The following is a 16,503-nucleotide window of genomic DNA, read 5'->3' as shown; positions in this document are numbered from 1 at the left end:
AAACAAGCCCTACAATGCAATGTCATACACATCCGCTACGCGCAACTGATTGGGGCTGCCCAGCCAGGTCCAGCGGACGTCGTGAGCCGATATGTCCAGATGCTGCTGTCGCGGATCGGGAAAGCTGGCCTCTTTCTCGACGAACGCTTGCCGGTCCCATCGGTTATAAAGTGCGGCAAGCGGATGCGCTGCGGCCACGCGAGCCTCCCATATGCCGGACTGCGGACATTTGAGCCCACCATTGCAGCGCAATGGTTCGGGTCGGTCCGCGAGTTGTCTCAGCAACCCGGCTTTCGTCAGAGCCGCGTGAGGTTCGGACTGTGAAGGGTGCGCTGGAGATGTTGGTGGAGGAGTAACGGCCTTGGCTGCGTCGATCAGTGTTTGCACGTCGCCGTCCCATTTCGGCAATGGGGCTGGAGGAAGAGGCAACACTTTGTCGAGATTGGGGAGCTTCAGGGTGCCTTCGTACCACTTGAGGATATCGCTTAGTTTGGTGTAGCGATCGGCCCGGGCTTTATCGATATAGCCAGCAAGGTTTTCACCTTCGGTCAGATCCATACCCCTAAACTGACTACCGAGGTAATTTGCACATTGTCCACTTCCGAGCTTTACCCCGTCATGTAAAACCCTCAGCGCGCGAAGCCTGGCTTCCGGCGTATTAGGACGTGCGTATACAAACCCGAGTTCATGCGCCGCGTCGCCGTAGCCTTGGCCTACGGCGCATTCCAGCATCTTCACACCAACAGGCAGATTAGCCCAGAAGCCGCTACCCGGATTGTCCCAGCCGGCGTCCAGCGCCGCACCCAGAAATGATTGAGCCGACGGGCTACCCATGTCCGCCGCTTTCTGGAAAAACGCGTACGCGCTCGTTGCGTCTCCACCCTTGACGATGCCCTTCATGTGATAGACACCCATCGTGTCCCATGCATCGGGCACCTCAAGCTGCATCGCTTTCTCCACCCAGCGGATCGCCATCTCCGGGTCCCTCACGGGAACCGGGTAGCCGCTAAGTATCAACGCGGCGAGGTTGAGCATCGCTTTCCAGTGGTTGCGCTCGGCGGCCTGCTGGTAAAGCTGGTAGATCTTTCTCCAGTCCTTGTCCTCCCAATAGATGTTGGGATCAAGTTCCGATGCGAGTGCCTGCTGGAACCAGAGTTCGGCCTGCGGATCGACAGGCGGCAGATGCTGTTCCTGATACACACACGTGAAATCCTTCCGATGTGGAGCAAACAGTGGAAGTTTCGTATAACGGGGCAAATCGGAACCGGACATGGCAGTCGTCAAATAGTGAATTGGAGATACGGCAACGGCGGCTTGTGTCATGACGAAAAGAAGCCACGCACCGATCAGATATCGAGCGCGCGCAAATTTCATGTCAGTGCGGTTTGACCGTTGGTGGAAGGAGCTACGGTATTCATGGCATGTTTCGTACTGGTAGACCGTTTGTCTTCGAATTTCACCAGGAAGCCTTTCAGTTTTTCGTTTCCCTCTTTACATTTGTTGTAATTTTTTTGCATATAACTTTCCCAATCTCCAAACACGCTTGGCATCGCTTCCCGTCCACCATCTCCTTTAATGTCACCTCCCGAATGAAGTCCAAATACATCACCCCGCAACCTGGCCGCATGCTCCGCCCCCGTCGCCGCAATATTGATCTCACTATCCACCGACATACTGCGCTGGTTCAAATTTGCGCTACCGAGCGTCAGGAACACATCGTCAATGATCATCAACTTCGAATGGATATAGATTTCCCGATACGCCATCTTTCCTTCCACCGAGTCGCTCGTGCATAGCCGCGCCACGCTCACCTTCAGCCCCAACGTCCGTTCCAGTGTTTCCAGGCTAGGCCGATCCAGCACTGGATGAGTTCGAGCAATGCTGACCGGCTCGCCAGACTCGTCCGTGAATGTGGTGGTGTAAGTCGCCTGTGTTGAATGGTTGCCGTATTGCTGATCGGCCTTCCCTTCATCGACATAGCCCGCCTGGGCGGGCATTGCATCGCTCTTTCCCAGTTCGGTCAGCGTGTCGAACGTCCGGGGAACCATTCCGTCATCCTCGGGATGAGGAATGACAATGAAGAGATGAAGATTTGGCACGGCCGTCATCGGCTTTTTCGCCAACCTCGCCCATGCCCGGCAGAACTTTCTTCGCTCATTCTTCAGATGACGCGCAAACTCCGGATAAAAAAAGTACTGGTTTTCAATATAAATATAGTTACGCGCAATACTCGTAGCCTGGAAATAAAGCTTCTTGATAGTCTTCTCCCCTTCCGCCGCCTGAGTCCGGACTATCTGCACGCGTTGCGCCGGGTCTTTCGCAAGCGTAGGAATCTTCGGCGGCAGTGAATCGCCATCCTTCGCCGATGTTTTCCATTGCGAAGGCGCAAACGCATTCCAGCCGTTCTCGAAATTTTCGTGCAGCCGCCTCAGCGCCGGCCCCACCACCCGACAGGCATAGTCCTGATAAGGGCGGATGGACGTGTAATTTCCGCCATGAATCGCTGCCACCTTCTGCGCTTCGCCTGGATCGCCGCCGCCAAAATCGCTCCTGTATTCGTGATCGATCTCGCCTTCCCACGTGGACCTCGCACCCGTTTCGCGCAGACCCGTTTCGATCTTGTGCTCCGCCGTATCCCAGAAGTCCGTGACCGAATTCAGCCCCATCACAAAACCCACCGCCTTACTGCCACCATCGTGTGCATAGTCGATCAGGACGGGCTTCTGATGATGCGTCGGGTAATTCCACAGCAACGCGGATTCGTCAACCGGGCTAAGCCAGCTCGAATCGGGCCGGTCCTCCTCGGCAATGTCCGCGGCCAGCAGACCCTTGACGGCCTGCTTTTCAATCCCGCGCAGCACGATCTGAAGATGATCGGGGTACAGCGCCTTGCGTGGGTCAATGCGGTCATTTTCCAGGCCATGCCGTTTCCACCACGCCTTGCACCAGTCGTGACGCACCGGATTGCCGTAGGGGTCATCCCCCTGGACCATCCGCTGGATGGGGCTTGTCGCAAGGGAAACCGGCACATCGGTATAGCCCGGCATGCTGTTCTGCTTTCTCGATGCGCGAGGATCAAACCAGAGTAGCAATCTGACCCGCACTTCAGCTTTGGCCAGCTGTTCGAGCAGATCGCCGTATCGCAGGTCGCGCGGCCACGCTTCGCCTGTGCGCTCGACTTCCATGCCCGGGTCAAAGCCCCAGCAGACAATATCGACCGTCGACTTCGCAGCGCGTAGATCTTTGGATAACTGACCAAAGCCCTCCTGACCGCAGATGAAGAACTGGAGATCGTTGCCTTCGGTAATCTCGGGCGCATCCGGGCATGTCTTCTTTTCGAGCAGCCATTGGACCGAGCCTTGCGCCTGACCGCCCACTTCGGTAATGGCGACGTCGACGGGATTCTGTGTTTTCAGATTGGACATGACTGATCCGTTTCCGGTTTTTCAAATGAGTTATCAGACTGCACGATCGCCCCGGTTGCTGCGCTGATCGATATGGTCGGCATCGGCATTGAGTGCATCCTTGACCTTCAGCCTGAACTGGCCGCCATAGCAAAGCTTGACGCAATACTCCGTCGTCTCCGGCTGATGGTCTTTCACCACTACGCGCCCGTAGCTGTCGGTCACACCGCTGTCGATCAGCGCGTTGCCCTGGTAAAGTTCATAGGGTTCTTCCACGTACCGGTGAGCAGCGCCGTTCGCGAGCGCGCCTAGCGCGAAATGCAACTCCTGCTGGCCAGGCGCCGATTCAGGAAGAGTTGGAAGGGAAGCCGAATCCGGTCCAGTAAACAGGCGCCCTGCGGAATGGATTTCAAACTGCCCCGGCGTGCCGTGGTAGATCTTCCCGTTACTCCATCGCGTGAAACTGCCGCCGCCCCGGATTTCGACTTCCTGCTTCGCACTGATCGTGATCTTCTCGGCCGTGACGGTGACATTGAGCCTGGCCAGGAGATTGATGCTGTCTTTCAGCGCGCGCAGATCGATATCGCCCGACACTGCAACGAGCCGCATTCCGGCTTTCTGGACGGTCATGCGCAACTTGTTGCCAAATGTCCCGAAGAATGACCCGCCCGCCGCAATAGCCACATCGGCTCCACTCGTCATCGCAAGATGCTCGCCGCTCGCAACATGGGTGCTGCCCGCCGTGGTGGACTCGATACCGGCGGGACTTGCCAGCGTCACGTGAGGCTGGGCGAATTCAGGAAATTTGCCCGCCCCGGCCTTGCCCGCCAGCGCACGGTTCTGCGCCCTGATCGCTGAAGCAACGGCCTTCTGATCTCCGCCTGAATCCTGCGCGCCGTTTGCCTGCGCCTCCCCCGCCAGCCTGTCGTGCAGGGTGCGGGCCTCGTCAAGGCGCGCAATCGTCTCGCCCATGTCCTTCATGGGAGCCGTCGCCCCGTCGCGAGCCTCGGTCGTGATGAGCATGCCCCGGTTCGCGCGCATGACCGCATTTGCGTCGGTCGCAATCTCGATGCCTTCGCCGCGCGCCTGCGAGCGCCCTGTGTTCCCGTCGATGCGCACGTTGCAGCCCGCCACGAACCTCGAGTTGGCATGGTCGCTGGTCACCTGCACCTGGAGCTGGCCGGGCGTGTCGTCGGTCACCACCGTGTTCGATCCCTTGCCGTAGCCGTCCAGATCCTGGCTGCGCCAGCCCGAGAGCGCGTGGTTCGCGTACAGGTCCCACGGCGCCTCGTTGCGATCTGTTGTGTGGCTGCCGAGAATGAACGGGCGGTCCGGGTCCATGTTCAGAAACCCGATATAGACGTGATCGCCCACGCGCGGAACGAAGTTCATGCCGTAGCGCTGCCCTTGCCACACCTGCATGAGCGGTATCCAGCACGACGCTTCCTCATCGGCCTGGCTCACCCGGTCCCAGATGAATTTGACGCGGATACGCGCCATCGCATCCGTGTGGACGCCTTTTTTGTCGTGGCCGGTGACCACCGCTTTCTCCGCAAACGCGCGCGGTTTCTTCGCCTTCTGCGGCGTGCGGTAGTAGTGGTCGTTCGGAATCGCCGTGAACTTAGTCCTGCACGTGTACTCGCGCTGTAGCGTCCCGCCCTGCGTGACCGAATCGTTGTTCACGATCTCGATCTTCGTGCCCGTGACGATGTACTTGCGGTTGACGGGTGCAAACGGATGACCCGCAACCGTGAGCTGATGCCCCGTCATCACGCCGCGCAGGTTTCCCGTGGCCTTGATGACCAGTGACTTGTTGCGGTGTGCATCGACGCGCACGCGCGCAAGATGATCGCCTTCGAACTCGTAGTCGTTCGGTTCGGCATTCAACCCCATCGCACCCTGCTGGGGCTGTGCGTAATCGAGCCAGGTATATTCCTCGGCGTTGTCGTGCGCGGCGTCCCGGTGGTTCGAGATCCTTCGTTTGAACTGCCGGTTCGTTGCGCGCGTGTAGTCGTAATCAATCCCGGCCACCTTGCCCGTGGTCAGCCCGCGCGAATACTCGAGCTTGTGGATATGCTCCTCGTCAATGCGCTGGCCGCCGCGTTCGAGGTAACGCACCGTTTTGCAGGCAGGACCGTGCGCGGGGTAGCCTGCGTTGTCCATCAGCACCAGGGTGTCGTCATCCCAATAGAACGTGATGCCCCACTCCTGCCAAAGCCGGTTCAAACAGGAAAAGTCCGACTCCCAGAACTGGCGCTGATAGTCGCGCTTCGGAAAGTTCCGACTTCCATTCCCCGCACCGATGAGGTTCCACCGGACACTGAACGGATACTTCTTCAGGATCTCGTCGGAGATTTCCCTTACCGTCCTGTCACGGAAATGCCGGTTGTCGCGATTCAACGACGCCAGCCAGAGCAGGCATCTCAGACGCAGGCGGTAGAACATGCGCCGGTCGTCCGCACCCACGCACTTCACCTCCGCAATCACACCCGTGATTACGCGAACATCGGCGCCGATATTTTGCTCGTCGCTCTCCTGCGTGCCGCTGCCTTCAATGGCGATTTTCACGGTCAGGCGTTTGCCCACCAGCTTGCTGACGTCGACCAGCCTGTCCATGTCGTTGACGTGAAGGCCATTCGCCTCGATGGTCTGCACGTCGATCCGGTAGTCGAACAGCCGGCCCAGCTTGTCCGTGCCCTTGCAACGCACAGGTTCGAAGATCTTCTTCCCGCAGTGCTCCGGAATCGCGTCGCTGACGATTTCCAGCGTGCGCGACTGGGTATTCCATGTCACCGTGAACCTCCATCAGAAGACACCGCGCGTGCCGCCACGCGTCGGGAACGTAAAAATCTCGCCACGCTGCGTGGTGCGTACCGTGGTGCGCGTAAAGCAATGCGCCGAGACGTGCCGCGCGACGTAGCGCTCCAGCACCAGCGCGAACGCAAAGGGCGACCAGCCGTCGAGCCGCGACTCGTCAAAGGTGAGCGTGACCGCGATGCCGCGCGCGAGATGCAACTCGCCGCCCCAGCAATGCATGTCATTGACCGCGCCGGCCGTTGCCCCGACCAGGCTGTCGAGAACACGGGCCATTGCCGGATCACCGGCTGCCAGATACGGGCGGAGCATCAGCCGCAGGCCTTCGCCGGGATTGGGCTCGTCGAATTCGTCGTCAAAGACGGCGAGCTCCAGATGAAACTGGCGAACGAGCTCCCAGGCCGCGTCGCCCCGCGCGCCGAGCGCGAGCGGAGGCCTGGGCGCGGTCGGCCCGCGCACGAAGCCGACGCTCTCAACCGCCTTCGCATCCGCCATCGTCAGGTCGTTCACGCCGTTGCGTGGCTGCACGCAGGGCAGATCTCCGTTCGTCAACCAGGCGTCGAAGGTAAGAAACCGCATGCCTGTTTCATCCGGCTTGCGGTTCTCGTCAAGGAGCGTGATCGAAGTGAGCGTGCGCACGAACTCACGGTGCGTGTCATATCGCCGTTCGTTATCCGCCACCAGTTGCTGCTCGCGGCGCAGCGTGAAATACCGCGAGTTGCGGCGGGTGTCGTCGGGCAGTGCCGCGTCGAGCGGCTGGAAGAGGAACTTCTCCGACTCCTCTTCCAACTGCCCCCTGACACGATCTACCGAATGAACCTCGTAGTCGCCCGGCCGCTCCGCCACGGGCGTGAGCGGATGCTCGTGCTTCTCCGGGTGCATGGTGAGCCGCTCGCTCGTCGCGGGGTACAGATTGACGATAGGCGTGCAGTAGAGCGCGAAATCCCGCACGCCGATCTGCTGGTCCAGTGTTGCCGCCTCGCGCGCGAGCAGCAGCACGATTTCGACCTCAGGGCCGCCGATATGCTTGAGCCCCGCTGCCAGGCCCGTGATCGTGAAGAATCCGAATCTGGATGGGAGCGCAAAGAATTCATGGACCAGCCTGTGTCCGTGGAACTTCGCGGCGACCGGACGCAACAGGCTTTCATGCGGCTCCAGCCCCGCGTGCTTCACTTGCATGTACGGCATGCCGGGTAGCTTTGCGCCATACAGCCCGCCCTTTTCGAATTCACCCGGCACGCCCATGACGATGCCGACCACGCTGGTATGGATCAATTCGAAGAGCTGGGAGGCCATCTTCTCCTCACCGCACAGGTACACGGGCAGTTCGTCCAGCGCTTCAAGACCGCGGAACGCCATGCCGTTGACGGTAGCAAGGCTCAGGCGCAGCGCGCCACGCACGCGCGACGCGTCCTGGCCGTCGTGGACGTAGCGGTAGAGCGCCGGAACGTCGGCGGGAATGCCAGTCGGCTTCGCGCGCGTGATAGCAACCGGCCAGAGCCTGAGCGGTTGGCTCGTGAGGAACGCGCACTCCGTTGCATCTTCGGCTGCGTGTACCGTGAGCCTCGTGCCACGCGCCAACGTCAGGCCCTGCGGACTATGCGGTGCCTCTGCATCGGGATAGAACCGCGCCACGCCCAGCGACGGCAGCGGCGCGGTCAGGTTCAGATCGACGCCATCCAGTTTGCGCAACGGGATGTCCAGCGAAAAACGATCGATACGCATCTGCGAGCGCGCCGCCGTTATCGCAAAGGACTGGAGCAGGCGCTCGACATAAGGGTCGCCCGCTTCACCTGCCTGCGCGCCGAGCCTGCGGGCAATCTTTGGGTGCTGCTGTGCAAACTCCTGGAAGAGTTCGTGGATGTAGTGCAGTTCGCCCTGGTAATACGCTGGTAATTCCGGGTCCATACTCGCCATGTCGGAATCCGTCACTTATCGGGCGACTGCGCTGCGGAAATATGCGGCGCAGGACATGACGCACAAAGTGGGAAAGGCATGAAGATGGCTCCGGTTTCGATCGTTACGGCTGCGTCGGATCAGGCGTGCAGGCACGTCGACGCGCACTGGATGCATGGCGGACCGGAGCCAGGCAAGGCACCTTGCGGAATCAGGTTGATGCGGTGGATTTTCTTAGCAGGTCACGCGCTTTTTCTTGCCCAAGATTTTCTATTTCCATTATCGAATTGGGATTGTCGGGTGTATATAGGAGCCATGTAAAAATTGGTCAAACCGATAAATAGATAGGTATCCCGCATAAATATGAAAATGATTGATTGAGACCAAAATAGGGATAACCATTTAAGGTATGGGGAGGCGCCTTTTTTCGCGCCAGCAGAGTCGCATTGCGACGAAGATTCCGCACAACAAAAAAGGGCGACCGAAGTCGCCCTGAGGGTTCATGCCACGCCATTCCTTTCGCCCCGCAGTAGACTTTGCCGGACAAACCCGTGCCGTCGTTCGGAACGTCGCGATGGTCGCCAGCATCGGAGCAGGGGCCTGTCAACCCCATGCGACGCGGGACGCATTTATCCACAGAAATTGTGCTCAAGCCTGTGGATAAGTTTCTCCCCACAGCGCTGAACCTGCGCCATAAGGCTTTGCGCGCCACGTGATGGGAAATTGAGCATTCCCCACGCCGCGCGATGATAGGGCTACAGCTCCCAGCGCTGCCCGTCTTCCGTAACTAGCCAGGGCGCACGGCAGCACGGGTCTTCAAGTACCGGAATGTTTTGAACCAGCACCCGTCGTATGTGACGTCAGTACGCCGCATACGCAGATCATCGCATAACATGCGCTTGTGCTCGGGATGAAGAACCAGCTCCACAGGTTCCTCGCCCCGATGCTCTTTCAGATACCGGTAAAGCCCGTCCGTGATGAAGGCGCAGGCTCTCGTGTCTGGCCGGAAACTCAAGGTCATAAATCACACCCCATGATTTTTTCCGGTTCACGCCACCGCTTCCGCGGCGGCGCGCCGTGACGAGAAGACCGCTTTAAGGCTGACTTGGATTCGTAGGACTAGCTGGCTAACCGGTGCTGCGGCCAGAATCGCGATGATCGCAGCACCAGGCGCCTAGCTAGTTAACCTTCAGGTAGCTCGTCAATGGGGTGCTGCGTATAGGTCGTGTATTGCTTGATCTCCGGCTGCCCAAGAGCAATCAGATTAAGCAAGCCTCCGCCCAACCTACGTACAAATTCATCATCAAGTCTGAAATCAAATTCTTCCAGCAGAATTGGGGCTTTCAGCGTTCGAGCCAAGAGCGGCGCCAGCTTGGCTGGATCAACTAACTGCAAAACTATCTGTTGACTGTCTTCGTCGTAGGTTACGACCACTGAACGCGGGGGGTAACTAGTCATCAATGACCTCTACACTCTTGATAATCCTCGAACGCTTGCTGTTTGCAAAGCGCACGCCCTCGGCTCTTGCCCATTATGGTGCCAAGCGAATTGCAAATTTGCATATCGTACATATACTTCGCATGACAATCCGCCTCGCGCCACTCATTGTTCCCGCTGCCACCGCACTTTACCATTCCCCCATCCCCGCTCCCGCCACCAAAAAGCGTACTGTAAAGCGTTGACCGTTTCGCAGAACTCGTCAGATCCGGCACAAGCACCGGATAAGGAACCTGCGCCTGATCGCTGACCATCAACTCGGTTGCCTCGCGCCAAGCCGGTAGCGTTTCACCCAGTTCATGCCCAAATAGCTTACCTGTCGGCAACGCCTTCCAGGCCATGTAGCATTCGACGCACATATCAGGAACGAATGCTGGAGCATCCGACTGGAGTCCTGTCAGGTTCGCGGGTGGCGCAACCGGGTCGTTCCCGAGTTCCCAGTTCGTCAGCCAGACACCCAGTTCAGCATCACTAATCGGCTTCCACCAGGCTCCATTCGTTGAAACCTGAGCCGTGCGCGAGGACACCGAACCATCTGGACCGTACCGGTAATCGACTGCCAGTACACGGGCAAGTCCACCATTTAACGAACTTGCCGGTTCGCTATACTGAAAGGACTTTACGCGACCGCGCTCATCGTACCCGATGCTCGCCTGACCGCTGTTTCCAGCTATCTGCGTTGCACGATTCTCAGCATTGCGCGAGAGCGTTCGCATCGACCAGCCAGATACGGCATCCTGCACTGACTCGACATTGCCCCGTACATCGTATGTGTAGGTCCAGTCTTCACGCTTCGAGCCATTACGGGTAATCGCAGCCGACAGAAGGCGACTCGCCGAATCGTAGCGTGCACCGACTGTCCACTGGTTACCGGTCCCAACGGCTTGCATCCCCTGGTCGCCCGTCAGATCGCTTGTCTCCGTCTCGGCGTAGCCAGTAACGTTGCCGGCCTGGTCATAGACAAACGCGCGGATTTTACCCGGCGTGGCGACCAGATGCGGACGCAACGAGGTACTGTCGCTATACTCGATCGTCGTTACCGTCCTGTTGCCAGAGACTGTCGCAACTGCTTTCGTCGGCCGGTTGGCGCCGTCCCACGTGTACTGTGTATTCCCATCCGGTGTAATTGTCTGATTCAGGTTCCCTGATGTATCCCATGTACGTGAGACCGCGCCGCCAGGCGTAACAATTGAGCCAGGACGCGACGTGTCTCCAACATTAAAAGAATACGTGCTGTTGCCGGACATATTGCTAACAGTGGTCGTGTTCGCGCCATAACTGAAAGAAACGTTACGCGTCGTGTCCGGATGGGTGACTGAGATTGCGCGTCCGCTGGAATCGTAGGTCCATGTTGCAATCCGTGAACCGGATTCGTCCTTTATCCCGGTCATCGCATTGGGGAAGCGGGCATCCTCATAAAGGTACTGACGAACGTATCCAATCGGCGCGGTTACTGAAACAAGATTGCCTTTCGCATCGTACGCATAATGTGTCGCGTTGCCCGAAGGCGGCACTACACTCAGAATGCGACCATTACTGTCATATGTCAGACTAAGTGTCAGCCGCGATGCCGCCTGCCCGGTCCGATCAACGGGCCACTGCGCGATCGAATCTATCTGTTGTCCAACGTATTCAACTTCACGATACATACCCGTGCGTGTTGTCTCGGAGTGAAACAGACCTGTGCTGACGGAGTATGTTTCGGTCGTGCCAAGCCGTTCGTCCTTCAGGTAGAAGTATCCGTCGCCAGCTTTCAAGAGAGAAAGACCCGACGTACCCGGCACCGCCCACCCGCCGTTAACCCACTTGAAGATCAGAGGCTGGCCGTTACTCCGATACGCGGTGATTTTCGGCGTGCTTGCATTGACCGAGGTCAGATCAAGCCGTCGCTGCCAGTTACTTGCCCAGTACCCGCCCATCGCTACCTGCGCTTTGTCGAACGGCTTCGAAAGGTAGGTACGACTAAACACAAGCGGCGACGCGTCACCGCTTGCAAAGTCAGTTTCAGAGAAAGTCACAATCCCATTCGCGGGAAACACCGGGTCTGCCACGGGGCAGGTATCGTCTGGCGGGGTTTCCGTTGAATTGCACCACTGATCGATCAGGGCGAGGTCATTGATACACGCGTAGTTGCCCATTCCGCCCGGCGTGTTGCTCGTAACGTCGAGCTTGCAGGTCTTGGAGCCCGGCGTGGCGCCGGACTGGGCATACAGCGAAAAACAGTCGACTGCGTTAGCGCTGAACGCGAATATTAGCAACGAGAAGGCAGCCAGCAGGCGCCCCGCGAATCCGGCTGTCTCACCGTGGAGTCTGGATTTTTTCGTTCTTATCCCTATTGGCTTATTGTTTGAAACGTTTGGTGCACACACACCGTATAGGGACCACCAAAAACGAAAAATCCGACAATTCCTATATTTGCGACTTACTTACGCACACTCAAAATGTGATCCGGATTTACGGCTGCACGATATAGGAATGCACAACAGGAACTGTCAGAATTAGCGGAACAGACAAGAAGAAATAGCGTACCGGGAGATGCGGGTACGACATTGCTGATCGATAGAACGCAAGAGAAAAGGAGGAGTGCCATGAAGGTCACCCCGGAAGGTAGGTATCCAGATAGTAGTACGGATTTATATTCTTAAAACTGATGCACCTCGCATCGTCAAGTCACTTGCTGCGACGATAAGGGTGTGTGCAAAACATTTCACTGCGCGACGTCAGGAAAATCACACCCTATGATTTTTCCTTCCGTTCCCACCCGATACCTGTCCGCACCGCCTCAAGCGTGAGCGTCGCAGGCGTTTCCGCGATGCGCAGCGTATCGAAGAAGTATTTCCAGCGCGTCGTGTCCTGGCCTTCCATCACGTGCGACACGCAGAGCACGCCCTTGAGACCACATTGCCGTCCTCATCCAGCAGTTCGACCACGACGCCAATCCACTGCCATCCAGCACAAGCGCCTGTTCAACAGCCTGCACCGACACCGCGATTTCAGCGGAAATGGATACTGACACCTTTCGCCTCAGCGTAGACGTTGCCAGACAGACCTGTGCCGTCATTCAGGATGCGGCCATGATCGCCTGCGGTGAGCTTCAGGAGCATCCCTTCGCGAATTGTTTGCGAACGATTTTCCCCCACAATATTCCCCACAAAACAGATGTCACGGTCGGATTCCAGCCAGCGCCGAGTCCAACATGTAGACATCCGACCTGTTGAAATTAAACAGAACAGATGTTTGTAGGTATATTGCGTTGCAGGAAAATTTTATCCACAGTTTTTGTTCAGAAGCCTGTGGATAACCGCCCCACAACACCCCCAACTCCTTGATGCACATACCTTCTTGACCACTGCGCGAGAAGCGAAGAGCGAGGGGCAAAGCGCCGGCCTCAGAGCGCAGCCACCCAAACCGGCTGCGCTCCGCACACCCACCGTCAGGCTGACTCCACCGCCGACCCTCCGCCCACCCGCATAAACGCACCCCGCTCGACAAGCGCGCCGAACAGCAGTCCAATCGTCGTCCACATGATCGCCTGCATACCGAGCGCCGCCACACGGAACTTCCACAGCAGCACCGCCGGAAAAGCCTCCGGCACTTCGTTGATAGCCGGCATCGACAACTGCACCGCGGCGATAATCACGACGAAGACCAACCCCGCCACAATCGAGCCATTCCACGCGCCGAGTTTCGCGGCCGCACGGCGTCGGACCTTGAGCGAAAACACCATCGCGGCGAGCGAGATCGCAATCATCAGGAAGAACAACCCCGTGCGCATTCCGATTGTGTCCGGGTCGCCGACCGAAGGCGGGTTCGCCGGATACTTCAGGTTCGGAACGACCGCCAGCGCAATGAACGCGCCGAGCGCCAGCCACGCGGACAACGCGCGCGCGCTCAATGCCCCAACCCGCCCATACGCGTAAGCGAACACCAGCGAGAACAAGCCGCCGAATGCCGCACCGTAAACCACCACACCGGTCAACAAGCCAAGTCCGCGCTGTGTATCGCGGCTCACCAGTTCAGGTTCGGGCGCCTCGCCTTTCGCGGCATCGGCCTTTTCTTCGAATGAAATCGCCTGATTGACTTGCGGCTCGCCCACCACGCGGGCGAAGCCGAACGTGAGCAGTCCCGCGGCGATGCCTGCGAGCATCCCGCGTACCAACAATTTACCGACCATGTTCGACTCCGTTAGTGGCAGGGAAAGCCGAGCAGATGGCGGCCGTCGTGCACGAACTCATGCACGTACATACCCGGCACGAGCGATGTGGCGCCCTGTTCCGCACCCACGAAGTAAAGCGCAAGCAACAGCAGCAAACCGCCGAACACGAGCCACGGCAACAACTCGCGCAGCGGAATCGGCGTGGGTTGAGCAACGGGTTGGGAAGCAGGCCGGGAAGCGGAATTGAAAACGGCTTCAGTCATGATGGACATCTCCTGGGGTTACGCGCCCCGATAGTCATTGGTCATTGCAGAGGGATGATGCGAAGCTCAGGTCTGGCTTTCGGCTTGGGCTGCCGATTACAGTGGCGCGACCGCGCCGGGCTTTCACCGGCTTCCGCGCTTCGCAGTCCGGCTATTCTACGCGCTAAACTCCGGTACCCGGCAACCCCAGGCGTGCGCTTCGTGCCCAACCGGCGTCCAGCTTCGGCGTAGCCTCACAGGAAATGAACAGAATGGACACACGGCTGCTGATGATCAGCCACGCCTCGACCGCCGCCCAGCGCGCAGGCCGCTTTCCCGCCGATGACCCGCTCGACGCCCGCGGCCTCGCCGAAGCCCACGCCTACGCCGCGCGCATCACACCGGCGATCGGACAAGGTGCGGCAGCCTACGTCAGCCCTGCCGTCTGCGCGCGTGATACGGCAGCGGCCTTGGGCCTTGCCGCGTCGGTGGATGTCGGGCTGGCGGAGATGAACTACGGCACATGGCAGGGACGGCGGCTCGCCGACCTCGCGGTCGAAGCGCCGCAAGACCTCGCGGCATGGACACGCGATCCCGACGCCGCGCCGCACGGCGGCGAGTCGTTCAGCAACCTCGTGAAGCGGATAGGAGAATGGCTCGATGCGCTACGCCGCGTGGCGGATCCGGCATCGAAGCATACGCGCAACGTGATCGCCGTCACCCACGCGCCAGTGCTGCGGGCAGCAATTGTGTCTGCGCTGGGCGCATCGCCCGTGGTGTTTTCGCGCATTGAAATCGCGCCGCTTTCTACGATCGAGTTGCGGCGCTCATCGCGTGGCTGGACATGGTGGCCGGCGTCGCAGTAGCGGGTCTCGTGCCGCGACGCAAATCACCTGACCCACATCACTTGCCCGACACCACCAGACGCAGCTTGTTCGCACCCGTCGGTGTCAGCGTAATGCCGGTGCGTTTGCCCTTCGCGCCCAGATAAAAATGCTGACGTCCCGGCGAATTCTGATCGTGCGTCGCGTCGGGCAGACACGACGCGACGTCCGCCGCGACAGCTTGCAGCGCGTCCGCGTTCGAACCGGCGTCGTGATGCGGCGTCCACGTGCATTGATAGCTGCCGTGGCTTGCCGAACATTGCGCGTCGTCGCCATAGGGTTGCGCGATGCCTTTACCGTCGTCCGGCGTCAACGAGGCGAGGCCGCCCGGCGCGGCCGCCACGATCCGTTTCAGCGATGTACATGGGCTGGGCGCATCGTCGGCATACGCGCCGCTGCACGGCAGCAAGGCGCCTAGCGACGCAGCGGCAAGTACGGTAGCAACCAGTCGGATTCTGTTCATATCGGCGCGGTCCTCGAAGTGACACACAGGTAGCATCAAACAGGCATCAAGCGCAGCAGCACGCTTCGTGCCTATGTGCGCCGAGTGCATAACTCCATGAACCACTCCGCAACCCGCATCACAGGCCGGCGCCGAACAAGGCAGCCAACCCATAAGCCGACGAGAAAATCCCCTTGGCATCATGCCCCACCCCATCGACCACAAACGTCCGGTGCGTCGGCAATCCTTCTGGATGCCGCGCCGCCATATAGCGCGCATAGGCCAGTCCGCGCCCGAGCCGGTGACTCCCCTGGCTTTGCGCGGCACAAGAACGGTCGAGCGCGGGATGCAGCGGATCGCAATCTTCACCGCCGAGCAGCACCGTAACGTCACGCTGCACATAGCGCGCTTCGAGCGCCGCAGCGCAAGCCGCGCTATCCGGGTCGCTCGCGTAAGCCGGCAAATCCTCGAGCCCATACTTCCAGCGATTGAACGACGGACACATCGCCCGATCGAACGCCGCGAACTCGCCGGACGCGACGGGCCGCATCGCATCGAAGTACACATACGACGAAGGATTCGCGACCACATAGCGCACCGCAACACCACGCGCCGTAAGCGGCGCCTCGCTGTGCGCCACCACCGCATAGCGCTGCACGACCTGGCCGCCGCCGGAGTGCCCGGCGATCACCACCTCGGCAAGCGACGCGAACTGCTCACGCGAAGCGAGCGTGAGCAAAATCGCGTCGAGCACCTCGAACGAACTGATCGGCGCGGGACCTTCGGCGTTTTCGCCGCCCATCCAGCTCGTCCAGTCCCAATGCAACGTGGACGGCGGCAGCTCATGCGCCTCGACGTCCGCGGTCGCGAGAAACTGCGGCACGATCAGCAGCGTATCGGCCGCGCTGCCGCCCGCGAGCGCGCACGACCGCTCGGCGAGATCGTAATAGGTATCGCCGTTGCGCAGTCGGCCGTGAATCAGAATCACGGCGCGGCGGACTTCACGCGTCGGCGCTAGCCAGTCGCCGTTCGCAAATACGGGCACCGTGCCGCTGCCGGCTCGCGTCGTAACGCTCAGATGCCGGCTCGCGACGACCGCAACCGGGCGTTCATTCGGCGCGCGTTCGTCGTCTGTGATCAAAGGCTGGGTCATGCAATACGCTCGTGG

The 16,503-nt window shown here is 59.5% G+C and carries 12 protein-coding genes and 1 riboswitch; of the genes, 1 reads left to right on the top strand and 11 read right to left on the bottom strand.

Translation table 11 applies throughout. The annotated features are described in order from the left end of the window. Window positions 1–9: 9 nt before the first annotated feature. From BXE_RS24210 to BXE_RS24170, 9 genes are all read right to left on the bottom strand, one after another. The gene (locus BXE_RS24210; RefSeq protein WP_011490769.1) at window positions 10–1,374 is read right to left on the bottom strand and encodes a tetratricopeptide repeat protein; all 1,365 of its coding nucleotides are present in this window, start codon (window positions 1,372–1,374) and stop codon (window positions 10–12) included. Continuing rightward, entirely contained in the window at window positions 1,371–3,425 is a 2,055-nt protein-coding gene (locus BXE_RS24205) for a phospholipase D-like domain-containing protein (RefSeq protein ID WP_011490768.1), read from the bottom strand. The genes BXE_RS24210 and BXE_RS24205 overlap by 4 nt, the downstream gene beginning before the upstream one ends. 33 nt (window positions 3,426–3,458) lie before the next feature. After that, complete coding sequence (locus BXE_RS24200) at window positions 3,459–6,197, bottom strand: type VI secretion system Vgr family protein (protein WP_011490767.1); 2,739 nt, start codon at window positions 6,195–6,197, stop codon at window positions 3,459–3,461. A 12-nt stretch (window positions 6,198–6,209) separates the two neighbouring features. Further along, the gene (gene tssF, locus BXE_RS24195; protein ID WP_011490766.1) at window positions 6,210–8,135 is read right to left on the bottom strand and encodes a type VI secretion system baseplate subunit TssF; all 1,926 of its coding nucleotides are present in this window, start codon (window positions 8,133–8,135) and stop codon (window positions 6,210–6,212) included. A gap of 1,161 nt (window positions 8,136–9,296) precedes the next feature. Further along, window positions 9,297–9,572, bottom strand: a complete 276-nt coding sequence (locus BXE_RS24185; RefSeq protein WP_040124083.1) for a hypothetical protein — start codon at window positions 9,570–9,572, stop codon at window positions 9,297–9,299. Further along, on the bottom strand, window positions 9,572–11,869 hold the full coding sequence (locus tag BXE_RS24180; protein WP_049782251.1) for a DUF6531 domain-containing protein: 2,298 nt from the start codon (window positions 11,867–11,869) through the stop codon (window positions 9,572–9,574). Before BXE_RS24180 ends, BXE_RS24185 begins: the two co-directional genes overlap by 1 nt. A 478-nt stretch (window positions 11,870–12,347) precedes the next feature. Then, window positions 12,348–12,476: a hypothetical protein gene (locus BXE_RS47915; RefSeq protein WP_272942394.1), complete on the bottom strand. Its 129-nt coding sequence runs from the start codon at window positions 12,474–12,476 to the stop codon at window positions 12,348–12,350. A 568-nt stretch (window positions 12,477–13,044) separates the two neighbouring features. Continuing rightward, entirely contained in the window at window positions 13,045–13,785 is a 741-nt protein-coding gene (locus BXE_RS24175; RefSeq protein WP_011490762.1) for a CbtA family protein, read from the bottom strand. An 11-nt stretch (window positions 13,786–13,796) separates the two neighbouring features. Next, window positions 13,797–14,030, bottom strand: coding sequence for a CbtB domain-containing protein (locus BXE_RS24170; protein WP_011490761.1), 234 nt, complete (start codon window positions 14,028–14,030; stop codon window positions 13,797–13,799). A gap of 70 nt (window positions 14,031–14,100) precedes the next feature. Then, a riboswitch (cobalamin riboswitch) is annotated at window positions 14,101–14,165 on the bottom strand. Between the two features lie 116 nt (window positions 14,166–14,281). On the opposite strand from BXE_RS24170, the gene BXE_RS24165 reads away from it, so the two are divergent. Next, a complete protein-coding gene (locus BXE_RS24165) occupies window positions 14,282–14,875 on the top strand; it encodes a histidine phosphatase family protein (RefSeq protein WP_011490760.1) in 594 nt (197 codons plus the stop codon). Window positions 14,876–14,912: 37 nt separating this feature from the next. On the opposite strand, the gene BXE_RS24160 is transcribed toward BXE_RS24165, so the two are convergent. Further along, window positions 14,913–15,356 (bottom strand): hypothetical protein, encoded by a 444-nt coding sequence (locus BXE_RS24160; protein ID WP_040125025.1) that lies wholly within the window; start codon window positions 15,354–15,356, stop codon window positions 14,913–14,915. Between the two features lie 118 nt (window positions 15,357–15,474). Then, window positions 15,475–16,488: a hypothetical protein gene (locus BXE_RS24155; protein ID WP_011490758.1), complete on the bottom strand. Its 1,014-nt coding sequence runs from the start codon at window positions 16,486–16,488 to the stop codon at window positions 15,475–15,477. Window positions 16,489–16,503 lie beyond the last annotated feature (15 nt).

It is taken from the genome of Paraburkholderia xenovorans LB400 (genome assembly GCF_000013645.1).
GTDB lineage: Bacteria > Pseudomonadota > Gammaproteobacteria > Burkholderiales > Burkholderiaceae > Paraburkholderia > Paraburkholderia xenovorans.
This window is presented reverse-complemented; position numbering and strand designations above follow the sequence as displayed.

Coding starts and splice junctions, on each gene's coding strand:
- BXE_RS24210 (WP_011490769.1), bottom strand. CDS start 1,374: ATGAAATTTGCGCGCGCTCGATATCTGATCGGTGCGTGGCTTCTTTTC.
- BXE_RS24205 (WP_011490768.1), bottom strand. CDS start 3,425: ATGTCCAATCTGAAAACACAGAATCCCGTCGACGTCGCCATTACCGAA.
- tssF (WP_011490766.1), bottom strand. CDS start 8,135: ATGGCGAGTATGGACCCGGAATTACCAGCGTATTACCAGGGCGAACTG.
- BXE_RS24185 (WP_040124083.1), bottom strand. CDS start 9,572: ATGACTAGTTACCCCCCGCGTTCAGTGGTCGTAACCTACGACGAAGAC.
- BXE_RS47915 (WP_272942394.1), bottom strand. CDS start 12,476: ATGGAAGGCCAGGACACGACGCGCTGGAAATACTTCTTCGATACGCTG.
- BXE_RS24175 (WP_011490762.1), bottom strand. CDS start 13,785: ATGGTCGGTAAATTGTTGGTACGCGGGATGCTCGCAGGCATCGCCGCG.
- BXE_RS24170 (WP_011490761.1), bottom strand. CDS start 14,030: ATGACTGAAGCCGTTTTCAATTCCGCTTCCCGGCCTGCTTCCCAACCC.
- BXE_RS24165 (WP_011490760.1), top strand. CDS start 14,282: ATGGACACACGGCTGCTGATGATCAGCCACGCCTCGACCGCCGCCCAG.
- BXE_RS24160 (WP_040125025.1), bottom strand. CDS start 15,356: ATGAACAGAATCCGACTGGTTGCTACCGTACTTGCCGCTGCGTCGCTA.
- BXE_RS24155 (WP_011490758.1), bottom strand. CDS start 16,488: ATGACCCAGCCTTTGATCACAGACGACGAACGCGCGCCGAATGAACGC.